Origin of the sequence: Candidatus Tisiphia endosymbiont of Myopa tessellatipennis (genome assembly GCF_964031105.1) — a bacterium.
Lineage (GTDB): Bacteria > Pseudomonadota > Alphaproteobacteria > Rickettsiales > Rickettsiaceae > Tisiphia.
Map to the genome: position 1 here is coordinate 979,482 of NZ_OZ035005.1, position 21,753 is coordinate 1,001,234.

Here is a 21,753-nt window from a genome sequence, read left to right on the forward strand (position 1 = left end):
AGCGTAAGGCTAGCTAGGTACACCCGGTATTTGTAAGCCAAGGCGTATAAGTATGATTTTAGTTCATAGTTTTGTTGTTTAGTAGAGACCATAAAATATTTATTTCTAATTATGCAAAAATGCACTTTATCATAGCAGGTTATAATATCTCCACTAAGTACTATCTTTAATATTTTTTTTAATTAGTGGAAAAGTTATAACCTGCTATAATGAATTCTTTACATAATTAAAAGGGAATTGTAGTGCAAAAATTTCTCAAATATTCAGCTGGGTTATTTATTTTAATAATCGTTATATTGCTAATAATTCCTTTATTTATTTCCTTAGAATCATATAAAGACCTAGCAACTGATAAAGTCAAAGAAATAACTGGTCGAGAGCTACAAGTCAATGGTAAGATCACCCTATCTTTATTACCAACTCCTACTATTACAGTTAGAGATATAAAGCTTGCTTCTCTACCTAATGCTCATTATCCTTCTCTATTGGAAGTTAAGGAAGTATCTGCTTCTCTTTCTATATTATCGCTATTTAGAGGAAATATAGAAATCTCAAAGATTGAAATTAATAAACCAGTACTTAATTTAGAACGGATGCGAAATGGTGTAGCTTCTTGGGAATTTCCTAAAATACAAAGCAATGTTAGTAACAGTTCAACTGATAAAATGCATGATAAAAATGCAGAATTTTCGTTAGATATAAACTTAATTAAAATTGTTGATGCTAAGCTAAATTATGTTAATTTTAGCGGTAGTACTAGAGGTAATAGTGTTTCCCCAACAACAGTAGATATCGATAGATTAGAAATTAAAAACCTGCATGGACCATCTGATTTAGCTTGCCAGTTCTATTCTTCCGGAAAGCATTATGATATCAAAGGTAATATAGAGGAGAAGCATGGTAGTATAGCTTTAACAGTGAATTTAAATGTTCTGCAAGAAAAAGTTAATCTCTCAGGTGACTTTGCTTACGACAATATGACTTTTGCTGGACAGCTCAAACTGGAAGGAGCTGCTAAGAATCTGCAAAGTATTTTTCCTGATATACCTATCCTACACGATTTAGATCACAAACTAACCTTTAACATCAATAGTGATAAGAAATCATTTAAAATAAGTAGTATTGACTTTACGGCAGGTAAGCTATCAGCTACAGGTAATGCTAATTTTTATTTTGAAGATGATAAGGGAGATTTAAACGTTAAATTATTGGATAAGCCATTCTCTTTTGCCACAGGCTTTGCATATTTAGATCAAAATTTATTGCTAAATAATATTAATCTAATTGTTGATAAAGCTAATATAACAGGCAATATAGGTCTTAAGGATTGGGATAAAGACCTAGTTATTTCTTATAATTTAAAAATTAGTGATATACCAACCATTGCTAGTTTGTTTGGAAAAACTTTACCTGTTAATCTTGGCGATGTTTTGCTAAAGGGTGAGACTATTAAACAGCAAAATTTACTTAAAACTAATAGCATGATAATGTTGGCAAAAACTACTAATAATGTCAAAGGAACTATCTCTTTAGATAAGGTTATTAAACCTGCTATTACTATTGAGAGTTTTGGTAATAATTTAGGTCAAACTATAGGGCAATTAACCACTAGTTCGCCTAATAAAATACTTGGTAGCTATTCTCTTTCAACACAAGTCGAAGGAGATATGACAGAAATTATAAAAATCAACATAAATAAATTTACTGTTGCATTAAAAAAGAACCCTGTAAATTTTAGTGGGGCAGTAAATATAAATTTGACATCTGCTAAACCAAAGATTCTATCAGATATAAAAATAGCTTCCTTAAATTTAGATGATTTAAGTGATGCACCTCCTAATAGTGGATCTACTAACTCGGTGCAAAATGTAGACAACTCTGTGCCTTGGTCTAAAGATACGATAGATTTGTCATTTTTAAACAAGTTTGATGGAGATTTAACCTTAACTATACAAAAAATTATTAAAGGGAGTCTGATTTTTGATAGTATAAAAACTACTATGTTATTAGCAAATGGTGTGCTGGATATAAAATCTTTAAATGGCAATTTATATGGTGGCACTTTAATCGCTACTGGCAAAATTTCTTCTCAAATTAATCAACCTGTTAGCTTTAAAGCTAGTATTAAGGATGCCGAGTTAAAAAATATAGTACCACAAGGAGGTAAAATTAAAGTTACGCAAGGGGTTGTTAATTGTGTACTCGATCTAAAAACAAAAGGTCAGAGCCAATTGCAATATGTAAGTAACTTATTTGGTAAAACAACATTAACAGCGTCTAATGGTAAAGTTAGTGGATTTGATCTACAAAAAGTATTAGATAGCCTTAAAAACATTAAAGACCTTCAAACTATTTTAAAAATGCTCGATGGTTTCTTTGCAAGTGGTGAAACAAAATTTCAAAAACTTGCTGTAGATACTGAAATAACAGAAGGCATAGTTAATATAACACATGGTACATTAGATGCCCCCTCGTCAAAGGTAGTAGTTACCGGCAATATTAACCTTCCTGCCTATACATTTGATACGGATAGCGTTATTACTGTCGATATAAAATTAATGCCACCATTCAAAGTTCGTTTTTATGGCTATCTTAATAATCCACAACATAAACTTGATACTAAAGCACTACAGCAATATCTTGTGAAGAATTTAGTAAATAGCGTGGTTAACGATGTTAAGAAAGGTAAAAAACCTGAAGACATACTAAAAGATATTATTGGAGTAGGCAAAGATAAAAAGCCCACAGGAGAAGAAGTGCAAAATGATAAAGATAGGGGATATTCTACTAATGAAGAGCAGCCTACCAACAAAGTAAAATCTACCATTGAAAAGGGATTAAAAGGATTATTTAAATAATGACATTTTTTAGATTTACCATTGCCTCATCTGTTACACCCTCCTCACTAATAGAGCTATAAGTATACGGCTTTAAAAAGATGTGGGCAAAAGTAAGCTCGCAATGACGTCTGTGGATTTGGCGTAATGTTAGGCCTAGTTAGCTCTACATATACTCAAATAATTTTCTGAGAATAATATCTTTTGTTATTAGTGGCACTAAATATTTATGCTATATTATTTTATAACTGATAGAGGTTGTTAATTAAAGTGTTTTTATGGCAAAAATTAAAATAACAGAAAAAGAGAGAAATAGCTACATATCAAATAAATCATTTTTGGAACATGCTCTTATATATGCTATTAGAGCTAGGGACAAAAAAACACTTGAATTGTTAAATAGTAGGTGTCCTGATTTCAATTCTTTTATTAAAATTAAACTAGAAGACTTATTTAAAGAATTAATGTATTTAGTCACGAATGATAAACATGAAAAGATAGTAAAATTAATAATTAACAAATTCGACATTAGTTTAAGCCAACAAAGAGATCAAAGAGGTGCAACTTTACTTAATGAAGCTGCTTGCTACGGAGCTGCAAAAATTGTAAGTTTTCTACTTAAAAAAGGATTTGATCCTAATAATCAAGATTTTTATGGACACACTCCATTACATCATGCAATAACTGTTAATAGTCTAGGAACTGTTATTCTACTCGTTAAACATCCTAAGATAGACTTAAATGTTCAAGATCAGGATGGCAATACCCCACTTCACTTATCAATTTTTCATAAGGATTATTCAATATTAACAACATTAAAAGATGTAGGAGCAAAGCAAAATGTAGCAAATAAAAGAGGCTATAATTATTTGGAACTCTATAAGGCATTGACAAAGGGAAGTGCAAAAGTTACGATGCCAAACTTACAACCACCTGAAGAAAAAGAAAACATAAAATTCTATGAAGGAATGGCAAATTTTTATAAGGGTATTTTATCGGATGGAAATCAAGGAGAATGCTTTGTGAGGGCTATCAATAGTATAAAAACCTTCCTTAATGAATTACCAATATCTCATAATACAATAGACTTTGCTTATGAAAGCTTATGGGCATTAGCTAAATTATATGAGTACTATAAATATAAAGATTGTAAAGATAGTAATAAATTACAAAAATATATAATAGATAAAGCGGAAGCTTGGGGGTTATGTACCGCCTCTGAAACAAATGCCTTAGAAAAAATAAATACAATTATAGATACGAATTTTGAAGATTTCTATAAAATAATACTACAACTTAAATCCCAAAATCCACCTTCTACCATTTTACAATCATTAGTAAAGCATGAATCGAACTCAAAAGATCAAGGTCTTAAAGACACAATGCTTCAAGTTGGATATGAACCCCATTCTTATTTTTCAGAATTATTAAAAAATTGGGATTTTGCACGTTTGCAGAATAATGATCTTAAAAACGAAGAAATTATTGAAACTGACGAAACATCTTATTTATCATCTCTTCCTAAAGAGCCTGAGTGTAGTACTATTACACAGGAGTTAGATTTGGCTGCAATGGGTTTAGCAGAAGAGGAGAGGAAAGCATTAGGTGTTGATAGTAATGATACCAGCGTTTTTTTGGCAAGCTAGGTTAGTTCTTTTAAGTTATTCTATAAAAATTTGTTCCTATTTTCTTGGATTTAGGTCATAATCCGTCGTTGTCATTTTCTCAAGAAGTAAAAATATATAATAAATGACTATTGACAAAAATATACCAAATTATCTGACGATAGCTCGTATTGTGGTTATTCCAATTATTGTAATGACTTTTTATCTAGATAACTCTAAACTAGCTCATAGAATTGCAGCGTTATTATTTATTATAGCTAGTATTACTGATTTTTTTGACGGTTATCTTGCTAGAAAATTTGATTTAGTATCAGGGTTTGGTAAAATGTTTGATCCAATAGCTGATAAATTATTAGTAGGTTGTGTAATTATAATGTTGGTAAAAAAAGGAGCAGCGGGAGAGATACCGTGCTTATTAATTTTAGCTCGTGAATTTTTAGTGGCTGGACTACGTGAATTTCTAGCTTTAATTCAAGTAAGTATTCCTGTGTCTAGATTAGCTAAGATTAAAACATTTACCCAAATGTTTGCTTTGTCAGCGTTAATTCTTGGTTCTAAAGGTTCAGGTATAATTTATATGGATTTAATAGGTCAAATAGCTTTATGGATTGCCGCACTTTTAACTGTAGTAACCGGATATTCATATTTGAAGACCTGTAGTAAATATTTTTGAGCAAATTAGTCCCTAAGCCAAAATATCACTATTGATTTAAATTTTACCATCTAAAAGCAATTATTTATTATAATAAAAAAATAAAATTATTGATATAATAGTAACTTAGTGTAGCATAAAAAGTATGATATATAATTAAATGATAGGTATTAATCCTAGATGTTTTAGATACATTACGCAACTATTATAAGCAGCCAACTTACGTTTCGAACAAAAGAATAGCTGTGTAATCTCTAACTATTAGTTTATTGGGTTATGAAGGAGCAAAATTCACCATATTTAGATAAATTAAAGCAAAATTTATTCCAGATATTTATCTTAATTTTTATAGTTTATAGTACAATCATAGCTTCATTGTATAAATATTATAATGCTAAAGTTGAAATGGAAAAAACACAAATTCTACAAAACCAGTATAATAAAATACTAGCAGTAAGTATGAATAAAATCTCTTCTCTAGCGTATCATTTATCTAGCAATATTCAGGAAAAAAATGTTACAATCAATAGTAATGGTAGTGAACTTGAGATATGTAATGAGGCAGAAAAATGTATAAACTATAATCTTTTTAATTTTGGAGCATTATTGAATAAGCATGTTCCGGAATTCATTTATTACAAGATAGAACTCAATAAAAAATTTCTTTATTCAAATATCAAAACTCAAAATTATCAAATAGATAAAATATATCCTATCAACGCTTCTAACCAACTTAATATTAGTTTGGCAATTAATAGTACATATTGGCATAAAGTAAAAGCAGATATTAAAAGACCATTTTGGATATTAACAGCGTTTATTACTGCTAATCTTCTATTGTTATATTTTCTCTTTAAAAGCTTATTTAAGAGTTTCAATAAATCGTATGCATTACATTATCAAGACAAACATGCTACAGAATTAGAACAGCTTAAGTTTAATTATCAGCAGGAATTAAAAAATTGCGAAACCTCTTTAATGAGGAAAATTTGGAATAATGATTTCAATAAACAAAAAGATTTAGAAATTAATTGTTTATTTGCTCAGGAAGCTAATCAAATATCCTTGCTTGATAAGAGTTCTAACAATCAAGAAGATATGATCAAGGATTATAGGTTAAAAAACTTTGGTGATAAAGTACCTTGCTCTATACTTCTGTATCAAGAAAATAAAATAGAAGAAATTAATGCCAGTAAATTAGTTGACTTATTTACTGATAGATTTAATCAGGAAGACGAAAATATATCGATTGAAATTTTAAGCAAAGCAAAAATATTATATTTTGCTTCTAATGCAGCGTTGTACCAAATCATTTATAGTGTTATTAACTATCTATTTTTTTTTGTTAAAAAAACAATCTTCTACTACCAAACACAATATTAGGTTAACTATCGATAATATAAAACAAAAAATAGAGCTACGTTTTGAATATGACGGTTATCCTATAATGACAGCAGAAGAGCTACTCAAAACATCAAATCATTTTTTCAAAACGCATGCTAACCCTTTTTTACTTAATTTAAGTCAAATATTTAATATATTAAGAGCTGATGGATTCAACTATAAAATAAGTTATAACCAAAGCAATATTATAGAAATCTATCCAAATGATTCAAGCATAAGACAGGAAAATAAAAGTAACCAACAACCAATAAAAACAGAAAATAATGTGATTCTACTAGCTTCTTTAACGAGGAAAAAAAATGAATAAATATTTATTGCCACTTATGGTGTTATTTATAGTCAATAATTCATTTGCCCATACACAAATATCTAATTTGATCACTCCAGTTAGTTATTTTGTCAATCATGAGCAACAAATTAAAATGCTTGAGAAACATTTAGGTAAATATAGACAAGCAAGTATAGTTGGTACTAGTGGTATAGGTAAAACTCAGTTAATTAGGATGTATACTTATGAGAATAAAAATAATTATGATCTAATTTGGTTGTTTGATTGTAACCTAGACCTTAATGAACAATTTGTTAAATTAGCCCAACAACTCAATATGGTCAAACAAACTAATATATCTGAAGCAGTAACTCTAGCCAAAAAAGAAGTAATGTCATATTTAACTTCTACTAGTAAATGGTTATTGGTGTTTGATAATTTAAAAGTTAATGAAAATAAAAAAGTGCAAGACTTTATTGATTGGGAACATAATGGTAATGTGGTGTTTTGTTCTCAAAATAACGAAATATTACCTAATGTTATATTAATGACCTTGTTTGATAAACCTACTATCGTAACTTTGGCTAATACTTTATTGGATAATAAAGATAAAAATAGTATCGAATTTTTAACGCAATCTTTTAGTGGTTATCCAATACTTATAGTTCAAGGAATCCAATTACTAAATAAAATTAAAGACCTAGATAAAGAAGAGTATAAAAAGAAAATTTATCAATCAACTGATAAAATAGCAACAAATATCAGCATGGCTATAAAGGAATTAAAGCCTAGTGCGGTAAAGTTACTTAATAAAATAGCTTTGATAAATAACCAAAGTTTCTCAAAACAATTACTTACTATAATTACTGATAACAAAGATACTCTCGATGATGATATATACCAATTATCTAAGTTTATGTTGATTAGCAATATTGATTCTAATCAGGATAATCCTATTTTTGAAATGAATGATGTAGTTAGCAACAAAATAATGGAGATGAATGGAGATAAAAACAATAGAATATGTTTAGAGGATATTATTCTAAAATTACCTAAACTCAAAGGAGTGCATTCTGCCCATGTATGGAGAGCTACTAATACTATATCCGAAAATTTAGAGATTATTTTTCAAAATGCTGAAAAATATAATATTAACATATATTTAATGCTTAACTTAAGATTGCAATTGTTTGCCTCATATATGAATGCTTGGAATCTATACAAATCAAAGCAAATGGTTAACTGGTTTGAGCAAAAAGAACAAGACGAACAGTTTAAATTTTGGCAAATGTCTACCTATCAGAAATTTTGTTACGCTAGATATTTAGTAGGAGTAGGACTTTACAATAGAGTAACATCGATAAATTATCAAAAAACTATTTCTTATTTAACTAAAGCACTTAAAGTTTTAGATACCCTAGGTGATGATTATGATTATATTTATTCTAAATTTAACTGTAGCTTAAACATTGCTCTAACTCATGTATATTTAGGTAATATAAAAACTGCTGAAGAAATTATTAATGAAATGGAGAAGCTATTTAAACATAGGATAGAGGGAGGAGATATATTTATATTATATCATGTGAAAGCTAGAATATTTTTTATTCAAGGTAAATATAATGAAGCTTTAGAATACGTCAATAAAGGCATCGAGGTATGGAAGACGTTAGATCCTAATGATCTAGGTTTTACTAGAGATTATTTACTTAGGGCAGCAATATTAAGCTCTATTGGCAAATATCAAGAAGCTTATGTTCAAACTCAACAAGTATATAATATGCATAAATCTGTAAACCAAGAGGCATTAGGTTATATTTATATACAAATGGCCAAAAGTGAACTGGGATTAAATAAAATAGATATTGCTTTAGATCATATTAATAAAGCTATAACAATATTGTTAGCAGATGAACGTAGAAATCCTAAGAATGTAGATCATTTGGAAGATCCAGATTTAGCAGCAGGTTATGTAGTACAAGGTGATATTTTACTTGCTCAAGGTAACATTAAAGAAAGTATAGAATCTTATAAAAAAGCTTATGCTATATACCACTATTTCTATGGGGATAAAAGTAAAAATGTTGTTCAAGTAAGTGAGTTATATAACAAAGGAGCAAAAGCAGCTTGTAAAAACAAAGATTTATATAATTATAAATTCTTTGGTAAACCACAAATTAAGGAATTTGGAATAAATCACCCTAATACTATTGCCATGTTTGAATATTGTAAACAATATGACATGGATTTATGGGTAAAGCAAGATTAAGGTTTGTGATATTTATCAATCATCCAATCTATAAATGTATTATCAACAGACTGTTTTTTCAGTGCATATTCATATACTTCTTTTATTAGAACTGTAAGATTTGTAAATGAAAAATTTAAGTTTCTTTCAATTAACATATTAATTGTTGCACTAGTGGCTTTACTAAAAATTTTCATTTGATCAATAGTTAGCACTTCATGGCTTATTTCGTTATCAACAACAAGAGCTTCTAGGCTAATATCTAAGGCTTTTGCAATTAATTGTAAATTATTAGCACTAGGGTTTTTTGAACTACCATACAAAATGCTATAAACAGTATTTCTACTTAATCCAGTTTTTTTCTCTATCTCTACAGCATTTATATTTTTTTGCACCATTAATGAGCTAAGTTTGGTTTGTAAATTTGCCATAGATAAGATTCTATATATAAAATTAATATTTCTAGATAATAAGGTATAACCATCAAAAAGTAAATAACTAAAATAATTAATTATAATTAATTTATTTAGATCATGGGAGTTTGTAACACTAATTTTTAATGATCTACTAAAAAATTTAAATTACCCTGACCCCTCTTATAAACATTTATACTTGAATTTTTTCAATCTATCTGATATGTATTACCTTGGATAGGTGTCCGAGTGGTTTAAGGATCTAGTCTTGAAAACTAGCGTGCGGGCAACCGTACCGTGGGTTCGAATCCCACCCTATCCGCCACTGTGGTACAAGTCATCATTTGTTAGTAAAATATTATATACTGATATGACATTCAAGTACTTAACATAACGATATTTTTGATATTCAGACATTTTATGCAGTTTAAATTCTTTATTCTTATCTTTCTGTTCAAACCAATCGACCATTTGTTTTGCTTTATAGAAATTATGAGAATTTACATATACAGCAGATAATACACATCTCAAATCAAGCATTGCATATAAATCTATATTGTATTTTTCAGAATTATTTAAAAGAATAGCTAAATTCTCGAGTATAGTATTTGCCATCATCCAGGCGTATTGTAAATGTATAGTTTTTGATTTGGGAAGCTTAGTAATAATATCTTCTAAATATAATTTATTATATTTATTGCCATTTAATTCCATTATTTTATTGCTAACTACATCATGCATCTCAAAAACAGGGTTATCTTCGTTAGGGTCAATATTGCTAATTAGCATGAATTTGGATAATTGATATATATCGTCATTAAGGGTATCCGGATTATAAGTGATAGCAGTAAGTAATTGTTTTGAAAAACTTTGATTGTTCAGTAAGGCTATTTTATTCAGCAACTTTATTGCACTTGGTGTTAATTCTTGAATAGCCATATTAATATTCGTTGCTATTTTATCAGTCGATTGATAAATTTTCTTTTTATATTCCTCTTTATCTAAACCTTTAATTTTGTTAAGTAATTGAGTTCCTTGCACTATCAATATTGGATAACCACTAAAAGATTGCGTTAAAAATTCAACGCTATTGTTATCTTTATTATCCAATAAGTTATTAGCTAAAACTATAATAGTAGGTCTATCAAGTATGGGCATTGCTATAATATTAGGTAACTTTTCATTATCTTGCGAACAAAACACGACATGACCATTATGTTCCCATTCAACTAAATCTTGCACTTGCTTATTTTAATTAACTTTTAAATTATCAAACACTAATAACCATTTATTAGTAGGGGTTAAATATGATATTACTGCTTTTTTTGCCAAAGCAACTTTTTCAGATATATTAGTTTGTTTAACCATATTAAGTTGCTTGGCTAATTTTACAAATTGTTCATTAATATCTAAGTTACAATCAAAAAACCAAATTAGATCATAATTATTTTTATTCTCATAAGCATACATTCTAATTAATTGAGTTTTACCTATACCGCTAGTACCCACTATACTTGCTTGTCTATATTTATTTAAATATTCATCAAGAATTTTAAGTTGTTGCTCATGATTGACAAAATAACTAACTGGAGTGATTAAATTAGATACTTGTTCTTGAGCAAAAGTTCTAGTATTAATGATTAATAATATGATTGATATTAGAAAATTTTTCATATAATGAAACTGTTGAAAAATAAATTATCCGGCTTATAGACAATAAATCAAGCAATTTACCCTATAGCCCTGATGGAATTCGCTGGCTTACAAACTTATACTTATCATACCATCGACTTCTAAAGAGCCATTGCTACATTCAGTTTTTTCGTAAGCTAAGGTTCGTCTTATTTACCATCAATATTATCATTTTTCGCATATTCCGGATTGGAATTTGTTAAACTTTTATTACCTATAATGTCATTTCATCAATTATTTGGAGCAGTTTTTTAACTACAAACTTTACTCTCGGTATAATCATTACCTGAACTGAGTACTGCAAATACTACCCTTTCTAGCTTATTAGCTACCGCGATAACTGTTTTATAACCGTTTTTCTCAGATAAATTAAACATCCACTCAGTAAAACTTATTAATATCGGGGTAAAAGATAACCATTGAAAAAAAGCTATTATCTGATCCGATAAAATTTGGTAAACCTTTAAAACATAGCTTCAAAGGTTGCCGCTCCCTCAGAATTGGTGATTATAGAGTGATTTATCAAATAGTAGATACAGCAATTAATATACTAGTAATTCAACACCGCAAAGATTGTTATAATAATTCATAACAACAAAACTACTATACCCCAATATCCTCAAACTTACAGGTTATCGCGTTTATAGACTTACTTTGTCTATTTAAGGGGCTTAAATTATCTCTTTATTAATCCTTTCCAAGCAAATTTTTTCCGTCACTGTTTTTAATTTTTTAACTCTATCAATAAGGTAAAGTAGCTGTTCTTTAGTTATTCTATAATCTTTGTTATAGCGAGCCTCAACATAAGCCTGTTCAAGTAATCTAAAACATTGCCTTTGCTCAACGCTAGAATGAGGAAATATCTGCCATAATTCTTCATTGTAATTTCCGGCTATACTACCTAATTTTCTTATATCGTGTAGTTTAGGTTTATAGCCAGAAAAAACTAACAGGATAGCATTATAAAAACTTTCGGTAGTTTGGTGTAACTCAAAAAAGCAGACAAAGCAAAATCTTTTCTTGTTAGTTGATATTTACAAGCAAGAAAAAAACCTTTGCCTCTTGCAAACCAGTATTCATAATCTTCTTTAGCTATTTGTCTTTGTTCTTGCCATGGTAAATTTTTGGCTTCCGCCAGCTGAAATTCACCACTATCATATAAGAGAATTCCTTCTTTTTTTATATCGGAAAAGAAATAATGCCCCTTCTCTAACTGACTATTTACCGTCTTAATTGATTCTAGCACCAAAGTTACCCATAATTCAAAGTTACCCATAATTCAAAAGGACTTCTTAATGATTTTTTTTCTAACCTTTTTTCTATTTTATCTTCTATGGATAACCCTGCAAGACCGGCATGTTTGCCTTTCTTCATGACTAACATAATATCGAGATCACTTTGATAGCTGTAGGTAATGTGACCTTTTTTATACTCATCTTGTACCCAATCTCCTCTAGCATAAGAGCCAAATAAAATAATCATCGCAATCTTGTGCTTTGATACAGCGAGAATTTCTTTGACGATATTATCAAGTCTTTCTTGAATTATCAGGGAGCGTTCAGGTAAAACAGTTTTCATATATTTGTAATGCAGCTATCTATAATGTAGATTACTACAATCGGCATAAATATTGCAAAAAGAATTTTGCAAATTCACCTATATACAAGAAATCTTTTCTATAATTATTTAAGATTTCATTTGAGTACCGTGATATTGTTGCAAGCAAAACATGATATTTCTTGGTGCAATAGATACCTTTTTAATTGCATCAATATTATTTACTATTTTAAAAAAGATGAATATTTTTAAAATTATACCTCCAGTTTTTTGTTGTGACTTTCTAGAGTCTCAATTAACAGCTCTTCTACTTGATAACTAATCTTTGCATTTTCAAAATCTGTGAAATCTATTATTATTTTGCTTGTAATTTTATTATTAGACTCTAGAAGTCCCACCAGTGTTATTGCTCCATTGTCAGTAATATTGTTATAGCTAAGGTTTATTTGGCTGATGGTTCTATTAGTTTCCAAAGCCTTAACAAGCTGGACAATATTCAAACTACTAACTTGGTACTCAAGATTTTCTGCTACCTTAGTATGGCAAGCCGTTATTAACTCTACAATCTTGGCATGATCAGGTAATTCAGATTTACAGACACTGGCAAAGAATTTCACATATTCATATTGCTGCTGTAAGCAATAACCATAGCCTTGTATCTGATGCTGAAGCTGAACATTACCCGGTTCAGCATATTATAAAAAATTTGTGGGAATATAAAATTTGGCGGGAATAAAATATGATGTAAATTGTAATTTTTTATGATATAATAACTCCCCTACAATACAGCTACCTTGGAACTTAGGTAGCCGAGTTGGTAGAGATAATCTGAAAAACCTAATAAACCGGATTCCTAGTAATGTTAGAGAGCTAAAATACATCATCTATGTTAATAGTCAGGACAACCTAAGAATAGTAAAGATTTAAGCCAAAGCCTAACCTCGCTCGCAGTTATTATATGCAATTTCGCTTCCTCTACCTGATTCGGTATAAAAATCTTATTGCCTAAGTGAAATTTAGCGATATCCGGTAAATGATCACTATTACTTGCGTAAACATTTTTCATGATTGTTCTAAGATTATCGATATCTTTTGACTTGTTAAATTTTACAACAATTTTTCACATATAATCCCCTGTAGTATCAGTATTGTAAGGGAGTTATTATATCCTAAAATCACAATTTGCATCATATTTTATTCCCGCCAAATTTTATATTCCCACAAATTTTTTATAAATACACTTTACATATCAAAATATGTCATATATTTTATATAAAGCATATAACTTTAATAATAGAATAGGACTGTGTAAGTCTAAAAAAATATCATTGAGAGAAGATGAGGCAATCCTGTTTTGTGTCATACCTGCAAAAACAGGTATCTAAATTCCCGCCGTTGCTAAGAATGACAACTTACAATTGCTTCGTTGTCACAAAGCGGCTTCTTGCTAATAGATGGAGTAATATTAGTTGGGTTAGCTATATGACATAAAAGACTATGCTAATGTCGGCGATACAGATCGAATAACAGTACTTTATTGATAACTACTAAGTACTAATCACTTTTGACCTAAATAAAAGAGAGGAAAAAATGCCATTAGACAACACTATTATACAACAAATAAGAAATAACTCTATTACTTATCTTTACCTTTATAATAAACAGATAGGAGATGCTGAAGTAAAGGAACTAGCCGAAGCCTTAAAGAATAATAAATCTATTACTCATCTTTACCTTCAAAATAACCAGATAGGAGAGGCAGGAGTGAAAGCTCTAGCAAAAGCCTTAAAAGATAATAAATCTATTACTACTCTTTACCTTTGGGGTAACTAGATAGGAGATGCAGGAGCGAAAGGTCTAGGAGAAGGCTTAAAGGATAATAAATCTATTACTACTCTTCATCTTGAACGAAACCAAATAGGAGAGGCAGGAGCGAAATCGCTAGGAGAAGGCTTAAAGGATAATAAATCTATTACTACTCTTCATCTTGAACAAAACCAAATAGGAGATGCAGGAGCGAAATCGCTAGGAGAAGGCTTAAAGGATAATAAATCTATTACTACTCTTCATCTTGAACAAAACCAAATAGGAGATGCAGGAGCGAAATCGCTAGGAGAAGGCTTAAAGGATAATAAATCTATTACTACTCTTCATCTTGAACAAAACCAAATAGGAGATGCAGGAGCGAAAGGTCTAGCAGAAGCCTTAAAGATTAATCCCTATATTACTTATCTTTCCCTTGATAATAACCATATAGGAAATATTATAGCACAGGAGATAGAAACAGAATTACAGATTAATAGAGATCCTACTAAAAAAGCCGCTAAGATACTAAAACAGCAACAACAAGCAGAGGTAGATGAAAAAGCCAGACAAGAAGCTGAGAGACTTGAGCAAGAGGCAAAGCTTAGAGAGCAAGAGGAAGCTAAGGCAATAGAAGAAGCAGCTAAATTAAAAGCCATAGAGGAGGCAAAAGTAAAAGAATATATACTAGATATACCGGTTGTGAAATTATTTGAGGTAGCAGATGGGAATAATCAGTTTGATAATGATGATCAGGCTACTATCAAGCAAGTATCGAATCTAATCCGAGATGGTAACGACCGCCTGCAGGAACATGGTAAGAAGGGGATATTGCTGCTTGGTGATACCGGGGCTGGCAAGAGTACACTCGCCCATTTGTTTAGTGGCAGAAAGCTGCAAGCAATTTTTGATGATAAAACTAACGAGCTGGTTATTGACGCTACTCATCTTCGAGATAAATATGAGCAGAAATTATGCTATAGAACGTGAGTATTATGCGACGAGTGGAGTGTAGAATTAAATTCTCGTTACTGACTACATGTATGAACCTCCTGTAAAATGCAAGAAAAAAATAACATCTAATAGCAAAAATGCAAATGCATACATGTATCCGGCTTATAGTTAATAAATTATGTGTAATTTATCCTACAGCCCTGATGGAATTCGCTGGCTTACAAATTTACTATATACTTATCATTTTATCGGCTTCAAAGAGCCATTGTAGTCATCAGTTTCTTTGTAAGCTAAGGTTTGTCTTATTTACCATCAATATTATTATCTCACGCATATTCCGGGTTGGAATCTCTTACATATTCTTTGTTTACCTATTAATTAATAAACCACTATTTATTTTATTTTATGTTAATTATAATAGCTTTGTGCTACAAACTTTACTCTCTACATAATCATCCCCTGACCTTAGTACTGCAAACACCACTCTTGCCAGTTTATTAGCTACAGCAATTACTGTTTCATTATGTCCATTTCGCTCAGATAAATTAAACATCCACTGCGTAAATTTGCTAAAATCTTTTTTAGATTTTTGTTCTTCCAATGTAAATCTTATCTTGGCATTTAGTACAGCTCTAGCTCCTTGGATCAATAGAGTACGCAAGTAAACATCACCTCGCTTGCTAATTCCAAGCAACTTATCTTTCCCTCCACTGGAATGCTGCCTTGGCACTAATCCAAACCATGCCGATAATTGCCTACCATTCTCAAAACTTGTAGCATTACCTATTGATGCTATTAAAGCAGTAGCAGTAATTAAACCAAGACTAGGTATAGCTGTTAATCGTTGATATTGAGTTAAGTTGCTAGCTATTATTTTTAATCTTTTTTCTATCTCTTTTATTTTTTTGTCATTATCCAAAAATTCCTCTTTCAGTTCACTAAATGTTTGATAACCCAGCTGGCTTAAATTTCCTTCATCTAAAATCTCGGTTAATTTTGTCATAACCTTATTGATCCCTTGAGGAATAATAAAACCAAATTCATGTAGTAGACCCCTAATTTCATTAGCAAGGGCAGTACGATTTTTTACCAATCTCTCTCTTACTCGATGAATTGATAAAATATCTTGTTGTTCTACAGTTCTAATTGGTACAAACCTCATATTTGGTCTTGTTACCGCTTCACATATAGCTTCTGCATCAGCTTGATCATTTTTATTAGTTTTAACATACGGTTTGACAAATTGTGCTGCCATTAGTTTTACTGTATGCCCCAATTTAGTTATTTCTCTTGCCCAGTAACTAGCTCCGCCGCAAGCTTCCATCCCTACCAAACATTTTGGTAAATTAGCCATAAATGTTAAAACTTGATCTCTCATTAATTTTTTCTTTAATACCGTCTTACCATTTTTATCTACACCATGAATTTGGAAAATTCTTTTTGCAATATCTATACCAATTGTGGTAACTTCCATCTTAGCCCCCTGATTGTTATTTTAATATTTAATATTAACTTTAGAAGATTAGCAACTGCTTTTCATTCTGTATATCAGGAGATCCATACCATTATTTTTTCACCTGTGGAATTTTATAATAAAGAAATACTGATAAAAGTGTACTTTAATGACAAGAGTTTTTATTTGAAACAAAACAATGGTAATACACATAAGAAGCATTATGTTGACTAATTTTTAGTATGTCAAGTAGAAAAGTGATGTTTACATGACTACAAACTTCATGCCAAAACCACTGCAAACCTGATTCTTTAGACGTTTTAAGCACTTTTTTGTCTCGAAGATGAGACGCGATGCAGCCACTTGATGATATTGTCATTGGTCATAAAATGGCTTCCGAGACTAAAATTCCTAATAAATGTCTCTTTAAAGACCTAACCATTTGGGACTGTCCTGGCTTTAATGATACTGACCCTGTCCAAGAAATTGCCAACAACTTTTATATTAAAAGGCTGTTTGAGACTACAGATCAGCTAAAATTTGTATTGGTGGTAGATGAATCAGATTTAAGGAGTAAGAGAGGCAGTATTTTCCTTGAAACACTATATAATTTTATTAAAAGTTTTAAGGATATTGAATCTATAGAGGATAGCATATCTTTAGTAGTTACCCATGTATCACCAAATAAAAATATTCAGAATATCAAAGAGTCTATAGATGCAATATTAAGAGATAATCAAATATTAAACGGTATTCCAGGAGCAAAAGAAAAGTGTAAAGCACTGATTAATAAACTCAAAGAGAATTGCTCAATACATCTATTCTATGAACCAACTGACGAAGGTGAGTTAGCTGTACCTGACTTACTTACAGCAATAGACGAATCATCTAAATATTCTGACGCTAAAGGTGATATGGTCAATATCACTATTTCTAAGAAAGCTCAGGAGTGTTCATCTCATCTGTTAAATACTGCCAGTAATAATTTTAATCAACTATTAGAGGTGATAGTTAAGGCTATTGGTAATGCAACTAAATGCTCAGATGCTAATTTACTCAATGCATTTTCTGAGAATTATCATCTTGTCAAAGATTGGATTCCATCATCAATTCATTACAATAACCTACTGCCAAGGCATAATAAAGATGAATATTTTTCAGAGCTGGACTTATTATCAAAGTTACAGAAAGTACTTAACTGTAAGCAAATGGGAAGCATACTAGATGGCATAATAATCTTGCAACAAGCATTGGAGATTTTTGCTGAATATGCTGAACCGGGTAATGTTCAGCTTCAACATCAGATCCAAGGCTATGGTTATTGTTTACAGCAGCAATATGAATATGTGAAATTCTTTGCCAGTGTCTGTGGAGTTAAGTTACCTGATCATGCCAAGATTGCAGAGTTAATAACGGCTTGCCATGCTAAAGTAACAGAAAATCTTGAGTACCAAGTTAGTAGTTTGCCTATTGATGAAGATAAACCTAACCAAGTTTATTATCATAAAGCTATAAAGTATCTAGAGGATTATCCGGACTCTCCTGCCTGCAAGAATCTTAAGGCTATAGCCTATAGTTGCTTAGCTAGTATCGCTGAGCAGAATGGTGAAAATGAGGCATTGGATTACTATGTAAAAGCTATAGAGGCGAATAGTCATCTACCAAAAATATATGAGAAACTTGGTCAGCTATTTTTTAATAAAGGTGAATATGCTAAGGCGATTAACTGCTATAAAGTAATTAATAATGCGGTTAGGATAAAAGAATGTTTTAAAGCATGGCTAAAACAAGATGCAGAGAATCCTGATATAATGCTAAAGCAGGCTGAGTATTTTGAATCTGTAGGGTTATTTGAGCAAGCTAAAAAATATTATTTCAACGCATCTAGCATAAGTCAGGATGATAATTTTAAAGCTGCGGCTTACAATAAAATTAGTAATATTATGGTTAATGCTGCTGCTCAAGGGCAAGATTTTGCCACCAAAGCACAGGAACACAATTTTTACAATTATGAGCTGGTAAATGAAGAATTTACCAACAATTTACTTGGCGACTCAGGTTTAGAATGTGATTTGTAATGCTAAAAGATTGCAAAGCAGTTTTGCTGCAATTATACGTTTTACCAAGTCCGTTGGGTTTTTTAATTCGTAATGGTAGCTATGAGAAGACAGTAATTGATGATGATAATCGTAAGTTGACAGTAGAAGTACCAAGAGATCAAGAAGGTTTGATTTCAATATTGATAAAAAATAGTATTATTAGCAAAAATTTTACTAATAATCTATTAGTGGATAATAAAACAGGTGTATAATGGTATTATAGTTAGTAGAAAATCGTAAAAACAATGACAGAAAAAAAGAGTAAAAATAATATTAATTATCAACCAAAGATGTTAGTGGGTAGTGATGACTTCTATGATCTGCTCATTAATAGCGATATATTCGTTGATAAAAGTTTAATGATCAAAGAGTTATTAGAAGATAGCGGTAAGGTTATCCTAATCACTCGGCCAAGACGTTGGGGTAAAAGCCTTAATATGGACATGCTTTGTAAGTTCTTGGAAATTGAAGTGGACGAGAGAGGTAAGCCTTTAGCTCAAGAAAAGAGAGTAAATAATAAATTATTTATCGGTGGTGAAATTGATTTAGGAGTAGCTAGTGGTAAAAAAAGACTACTTAAACCACTTCAGATAACACAGTATTCAGACATTATCTCTGACTACCAAGGTCAATTTCCAGTAATATACATAAATTTTAAAGAAGTGAAGGGGAGCGATTATAATGAAATTATTAGTAGTATTATAGATCAAATAATAGAACTATTTGAAAAATTTCATTATTTAGAACAATATCTTCAAGAAGATAATACATTTCTCAGTATTCCACAAAAAATAATACTAAGAAATTATCTAAGTGGTGATATTAATATAGGCTATTTAAAAAACAGCTTGAAGTTTTTAAGTCAGATTTTATATAAGCATTTTAAACAAAAAGTATACATATTAATAGATGAATATGATACACCAATTAATAGTGCATATTTAGAATTTGGTCACAAAGCAAAAGAATTTGAACGAATTCTTAAGGTGTTTAGAGGAATGTTTGGCAGCAGCCTAAAAGGTAATACTTGTATAGAAAAAGGAGTAATAACTGGCATATTAAGGATTGCTAAGGCTAATTTATTCTCAGATTTGAATAATGTTACTGAATATACATTACTTGATGATGATTTTTCTAAGTTCTATGGCTTCACCCAAGCAGAAGTTGATAAGTTACTAACCATCGTTCCAACTGAAACGAATCCTGAAGAGATTAAACATTGGTATAATGGGTATACATTTGGTGGCGAGATAATTTATAATCCATGGTCAATAATGCAATGTTTAGCACATAAAGGTAAGCTTGATCACTATTGGCTAGATAGTGGAGGTACGGGGATAATTGATAAGGCATTATTGTCAGATGAAATGCAACAAGATTTACAACAACTTGCTAGTGGTAAGAGTATTATATCGCAGATTACTAAACAAATAAGTTTCAATGATATTAATTCACGCTCAGGACTATTTAGTCTATTACTATTTAGTGGTTACTTGAATCCAATGGTCATCGAGTTAGAAGAGAATGTTTATGAACTATCCGCCCCTAATAAAGAGGTAAAACATATCTATAATGCGAGATTATTACAATGGGTTAGTAATAAGTTACAGATTGATAGTTCACTATATTATCCTTTTGCTACTCTATTACCTGCTTGTCGGTTAGAAGAATTTAAAGAACGGCTTCAGGAATTGTTATTAAACGCTACTAGTTTTCACCAAACAGGAAATAAAAAAGCTGAGTTATTTTATAGTGGTTTTATGCTAGGACTTGTTAACATGTTATCTTCTGCCTACATCATAACCAGTGAACAAGAGTCAGGCAGTGGACGAGCTGATATTATTATGATCCCCAAGGTTGGTAAAGAAGATAAGGCTATTATTATTGAGTACAAGATCGCCAAAAATACAGAAGATTTAGCCTTGGTAGCCCAAATGGGATTAAAGCAAATTATAGATAAGCAATATGACACTAAGATAAAAGAATATTCTCATGTCAAAAAAATCATTAAACTTTCTATAGCTTTTTGCGGTAAGAATGTGGAATTACAATACCAAGTTAATGAACCCTAATAATAGAGTGTAATGGCTTGAATAACTAGCAATTTTACGTCTATCGTGGTTCTGAAATTGTCCACTACGCCCCGCCACTGTGGTACAAGTCATCGTTTTTTTTAAAATATCGAAAGGGAAACGTAGAGATGTCTTAAGTTTTTTGCCTCTTAGTTTGAGGTTATGAAATACGAAATTTATCATTTTGCGTTTTTGAGGGCTTTCAGAACCTTTGAAAGTTTCATAGACCTTGCGATGCTAGAGTTATCAGCGTTGTAGCGGTATCAGTAAATTTATCATCTGCTTCATCATAAGTTTTCAGTAAACGATCAATTTCATATTGGCGATCTTTCAATTGTTGTTTTTTTGTTTGAAATTCTTTTTTGCTAAGTTCACCACTGAGTCGCAAATCTATTAATGAATTTAATCTATTTTCATTTTCGGTATGTTCTTTCTTTAATGAAGCTGTTGCTTGGTCATGGTCAGCTTTTTTTAGCTCATTAGTATTTTTTAAGTATGATAGGGTCTCTTTTGTTATAATTGCTTGGTAACCATGTGACCACATCTCTCCTTTTACTCTCATTTCACCGTAATAAAATGGTTGTTGTATTAAACGATGTATAACAGTTTTATTTAGGTGACAATTCTTTTTACTTCTTAAGCCTAATTCTTTAGCCATGTTTACCATAGACCTAAG

23 protein-coding genes, 1 tRNA gene and 1 pseudogene are annotated in these 21,753 nt (G+C 30.6%); 14 read left to right on the plus strand and 11 right to left on the minus strand.

Annotation, left to right across the window (positions count from 1 at the left end; all coding sequences use genetic code 11):
- Positions 1–242 precede the first annotated feature (242 nt).
- The 6 genes from AAHN03_RS04915 to AAHN03_RS04940 all read left to right on the plus strand — a co-directional run bounded on the left by AAHN03_RS04915 (position 243) and on the right by AAHN03_RS04940 (position 9,055).
- Positions 243–2,858 carry an AsmA family protein gene (locus tag AAHN03_RS04915; protein WP_342278317.1) on the plus strand — a complete coding sequence of 872 codons (2,616 nt, stop codon included), beginning with the start codon at positions 243–245 and terminating at the stop codon, positions 2,856–2,858.
- A 257-nt stretch (positions 2,859–3,115) separates the two neighbouring features.
- Positions 3,116–4,483 (plus strand): ankyrin repeat domain-containing protein, encoded by a 1,368-nt coding sequence (locus AAHN03_RS04920; protein ID WP_342278318.1) that lies wholly within the window; start codon positions 3,116–3,118, stop codon positions 4,481–4,483.
- A gap of 103 nt (positions 4,484–4,586) precedes the next feature.
- Positions 4,587–5,135: a CDP-diacylglycerol--glycerol-3-phosphate 3-phosphatidyltransferase gene (pgsA, locus tag AAHN03_RS04925; RefSeq protein WP_342278319.1), complete on the plus strand. Its 549-nt coding sequence runs from the start codon at positions 4,587–4,589 to the stop codon at positions 5,133–5,135.
- 384 nt (positions 5,136–5,519) lie between these two features.
- The gene (locus tag AAHN03_RS04930; RefSeq protein WP_342278320.1) at positions 5,520–6,497 is read left to right on the plus strand and encodes a hypothetical protein; all 978 of its coding nucleotides are present in this window, start codon (positions 5,520–5,522) and stop codon (positions 6,495–6,497) included.
- Positions 6,457–6,825, plus strand: a complete 369-nt coding sequence (locus AAHN03_RS04935) for a hypothetical protein (RefSeq protein WP_342278321.1) — start codon at positions 6,457–6,459, stop codon at positions 6,823–6,825. The genes AAHN03_RS04930 and AAHN03_RS04935 overlap by 41 nt, the downstream gene beginning before the upstream one ends.
- Positions 6,818–9,055 (plus strand): tetratricopeptide repeat protein, encoded by a 2,238-nt coding sequence (locus tag AAHN03_RS04940; RefSeq protein WP_342278322.1) that lies wholly within the window; start codon positions 6,818–6,820, stop codon positions 9,053–9,055. The genes AAHN03_RS04935 and AAHN03_RS04940 overlap by 8 nt, the downstream gene beginning before the upstream one ends.
- Here the strand turns inward: AAHN03_RS04940 and AAHN03_RS04945 are convergent.
- Positions 9,052–9,465 (minus strand): helix-turn-helix domain-containing protein, encoded by a 414-nt coding sequence (locus AAHN03_RS04945; protein WP_341751650.1) that lies wholly within the window; start codon positions 9,463–9,465, stop codon positions 9,052–9,054. The genes AAHN03_RS04940 and AAHN03_RS04945 overlap by 4 nt on opposite strands.
- A gap of 217 nt (positions 9,466–9,682) precedes the next feature.
- Here AAHN03_RS04945 and AAHN03_RS04950 point away from each other — a divergent pair.
- Positions 9,683–9,772: transfer RNA gene (locus tag AAHN03_RS04950), tRNA-Ser, on the plus strand.
- Here the strand turns inward: AAHN03_RS04950 and AAHN03_RS04955 are convergent.
- The 3 genes from AAHN03_RS04955 to AAHN03_RS04965 form a co-directional block, all read right to left on the minus strand.
- On the minus strand, positions 9,763–10,689 hold the full coding sequence (locus AAHN03_RS04955; protein ID WP_342278323.1) for a hypothetical protein: 927 nt from the start codon (positions 10,687–10,689) through the stop codon (positions 9,763–9,765). The two genes, AAHN03_RS04950 and AAHN03_RS04955, sit on opposite strands and share 10 nt — an antisense overlap.
- Before the next feature lie 9 nt (positions 10,690–10,698).
- On the minus strand, positions 10,699–11,121 hold the full coding sequence (locus tag AAHN03_RS04960) for a hypothetical protein (protein WP_342278324.1): 423 nt from the start codon (positions 11,119–11,121) through the stop codon (positions 10,699–10,701).
- A gap of 269 nt (positions 11,122–11,390) precedes the next feature.
- Positions 11,391–11,516 carry a hypothetical protein gene (locus AAHN03_RS04965; protein WP_341761437.1) on the minus strand — a complete coding sequence of 42 codons (126 nt, stop codon included), beginning with the start codon at positions 11,514–11,516 and terminating at the stop codon, positions 11,391–11,393.
- A gap of 122 nt (positions 11,517–11,638) precedes the next feature.
- Between AAHN03_RS04965 and AAHN03_RS07675 the strand changes: the two genes are divergently transcribed.
- Entirely contained in the window at positions 11,639–11,731 is a 93-nt protein-coding gene (locus tag AAHN03_RS07675; RefSeq protein WP_410521359.1) for a type II toxin-antitoxin system RelE family toxin, read from the plus strand.
- A 79-nt stretch (positions 11,732–11,810) separates the two neighbouring features.
- Here the strand turns inward: AAHN03_RS07675 and AAHN03_RS04970 are convergent, their stop codons facing one another.
- From AAHN03_RS04970 to AAHN03_RS04985, 4 genes are all read right to left on the minus strand, one after another.
- Complete coding sequence (locus AAHN03_RS04970; protein ID WP_342279189.1) at positions 11,811–12,173, minus strand: HEPN domain-containing protein; 363 nt, start codon at positions 12,171–12,173, stop codon at positions 11,811–11,813.
- Positions 12,086–12,415, minus strand: a complete 330-nt coding sequence (locus AAHN03_RS04975; RefSeq protein WP_342278325.1) for a hypothetical protein — start codon at positions 12,413–12,415, stop codon at positions 12,086–12,088. The genes AAHN03_RS04970 and AAHN03_RS04975 overlap by 88 nt, the downstream gene beginning before the upstream one ends.
- The gene (locus tag AAHN03_RS04980) at positions 12,391–12,717 is read right to left on the minus strand and encodes a nucleotidyltransferase domain-containing protein (protein ID WP_342278326.1); all 327 of its coding nucleotides are present in this window, start codon (positions 12,715–12,717) and stop codon (positions 12,391–12,393) included. The genes AAHN03_RS04975 and AAHN03_RS04980 overlap by 25 nt, the downstream gene beginning before the upstream one ends.
- Before the next feature lie 233 nt (positions 12,718–12,950).
- Entirely contained in the window at positions 12,951–13,313 is a 363-nt protein-coding gene (locus AAHN03_RS04985; protein WP_342278327.1) for a hypothetical protein, read from the minus strand.
- Between the two features lie 973 nt (positions 13,314–14,286).
- On the opposite strand from AAHN03_RS04985, the gene AAHN03_RS04990 reads away from it, so the two are divergent.
- From AAHN03_RS04990 to AAHN03_RS04995, 3 genes and pseudogenes are all read left to right on the plus strand, one after another.
- The gene (locus AAHN03_RS04990; protein WP_342278328.1) at positions 14,287–14,529 is read left to right on the plus strand and encodes a hypothetical protein; all 243 of its coding nucleotides are present in this window, start codon (positions 14,287–14,289) and stop codon (positions 14,527–14,529) included.
- Between the two features lie 54 nt (positions 14,530–14,583).
- A pseudogene (locus tag AAHN03_RS07680) lies at positions 14,584–14,865 on the plus strand (hypothetical protein); the annotation flags it as partial.
- Between the two features lie 336 nt (positions 14,866–15,201).
- A complete protein-coding gene (locus AAHN03_RS04995) occupies positions 15,202–15,489 on the plus strand; it encodes a hypothetical protein (RefSeq protein ID WP_342278329.1) in 288 nt (95 codons plus the stop codon).
- Between the two features lie 376 nt (positions 15,490–15,865).
- On the opposite strand, the gene AAHN03_RS05000 is transcribed toward AAHN03_RS04995, so the two are convergent.
- Both AAHN03_RS05000 and AAHN03_RS05005 read right to left on the minus strand, forming a co-directional pair.
- Positions 15,866–16,927 carry an IS110 family transposase gene (locus tag AAHN03_RS05000; protein ID WP_342278330.1) on the minus strand — a complete coding sequence of 354 codons (1,062 nt, stop codon included), beginning with the start codon at positions 16,925–16,927 and terminating at the stop codon, positions 15,866–15,868.
- A gap of 145 nt (positions 16,928–17,072) precedes the next feature.
- Entirely contained in the window at positions 17,073–17,234 is a 162-nt protein-coding gene (locus tag AAHN03_RS05005; protein WP_341761148.1) for a hypothetical protein, read from the minus strand.
- A gap of 25 nt (positions 17,235–17,259) precedes the next feature.
- Here AAHN03_RS05005 and AAHN03_RS05010 point away from each other — a divergent pair, with 25 nt between their 5' ends.
- Genes AAHN03_RS05010 through AAHN03_RS05020 form a run of 3 tightly spaced genes read left to right on the plus strand, consistent with a single transcriptional unit; the run spans position 17,260 to position 21,077 of the window.
- The gene (locus AAHN03_RS05010; protein WP_342278331.1) at positions 17,260–18,984 is read left to right on the plus strand and encodes a hypothetical protein; all 1,725 of its coding nucleotides are present in this window, start codon (positions 17,260–17,262) and stop codon (positions 18,982–18,984) included.
- Entirely contained in the window at positions 18,984–19,217 is a 234-nt protein-coding gene (locus AAHN03_RS05015) for a hypothetical protein (RefSeq protein WP_341761433.1), read from the plus strand. Before AAHN03_RS05010 ends, AAHN03_RS05015 begins: the two co-directional genes overlap by 1 nt.
- A gap of 33 nt (positions 19,218–19,250) precedes the next feature.
- Positions 19,251–21,077, plus strand: a complete 1,827-nt coding sequence (locus AAHN03_RS05020; protein WP_342278332.1) for an AAA family ATPase — start codon at positions 19,251–19,253, stop codon at positions 21,075–21,077.
- A gap of 220 nt (positions 21,078–21,297) precedes the next feature.
- Here AAHN03_RS05020 and AAHN03_RS05025 read toward each other — a convergent pair whose 3' ends face one another.
- Positions 21,298–21,735 carry a hypothetical protein gene (locus AAHN03_RS05025; RefSeq protein ID WP_342278333.1) on the minus strand — a complete coding sequence of 146 codons (438 nt, stop codon included), beginning with the start codon at positions 21,733–21,735 and terminating at the stop codon, positions 21,298–21,300.
- Positions 21,736–21,753: the final 18 nt, after the last annotated feature.

Excerpts from the sequence above, each read along its gene's own strand:
- AAHN03_RS04920 (WP_342278318.1), top strand. The coding sequence starts at position 3,116 with ATGGCAAAAATTAAAATAACAGAAAAAGAGAGAAATAGCTACATATCA.
- pgsA (WP_342278319.1), top strand. The coding sequence starts at position 4,587 with ATGACTATTGACAAAAATATACCAAATTATCTGACGATAGCTCGTATT.
- AAHN03_RS04930 (WP_342278320.1), top strand. The coding sequence starts at position 5,520 with ATGGAAAAAACACAAATTCTACAAAACCAGTATAATAAAATACTAGCA.
- AAHN03_RS04940 (WP_342278322.1), top strand. The coding sequence starts at position 6,818 with ATGAATAAATATTTATTGCCACTTATGGTGTTATTTATAGTCAATAAT.
- AAHN03_RS04945 (WP_341751650.1), bottom strand. The coding sequence starts at position 9,465 with ATGGCAAATTTACAAACCAAACTTAGCTCATTAATGGTGCAAAAAAAT.
- AAHN03_RS04960 (WP_342278324.1), bottom strand. The coding sequence starts at position 11,121 with ATGAAAAATTTTCTAATATCAATCATATTATTAATCATTAATACTAGA.
- AAHN03_RS04965 (WP_341761437.1), bottom strand. The coding sequence starts at position 11,516 with ATGTTTAATTTATCTGAGAAAAACGGTTATAAAACAGTTATCGCGGTA.
- AAHN03_RS04975 (WP_342278325.1), bottom strand. The coding sequence starts at position 12,415 with ATGGGTAACTTTGAATTATGGGTAACTTTGGTGCTAGAATCAATTAAG.
- AAHN03_RS04980 (WP_342278326.1), bottom strand. The coding sequence starts at position 12,717 with ATGAAAACTGTTTTACCTGAACGCTCCCTGATAATTCAAGAAAGACTT.
- AAHN03_RS04990 (WP_342278328.1), top strand. The coding sequence starts at position 14,287 with ATGCCATTAGACAACACTATTATACAACAAATAAGAAATAACTCTATT.
- AAHN03_RS05000 (WP_342278330.1), bottom strand. The coding sequence starts at position 16,927 with ATGGAAGTTACCACAATTGGTATAGATATTGCAAAAAGAATTTTCCAA.
- AAHN03_RS05010 (WP_342278331.1), top strand. The coding sequence starts at position 17,260 with ATGCAGCCACTTGATGATATTGTCATTGGTCATAAAATGGCTTCCGAG.
- AAHN03_RS05015 (WP_341761433.1), top strand. The coding sequence starts at position 18,984 with ATGCTAAAAGATTGCAAAGCAGTTTTGCTGCAATTATACGTTTTACCA.
- AAHN03_RS05020 (WP_342278332.1), top strand. The coding sequence starts at position 19,251 with ATGACAGAAAAAAAGAGTAAAAATAATATTAATTATCAACCAAAGATG.
- AAHN03_RS05025 (WP_342278333.1), bottom strand. The coding sequence starts at position 21,735 with ATGGCTAAAGAATTAGGCTTAAGAAGTAAAAAGAATTGTCACCTAAAT.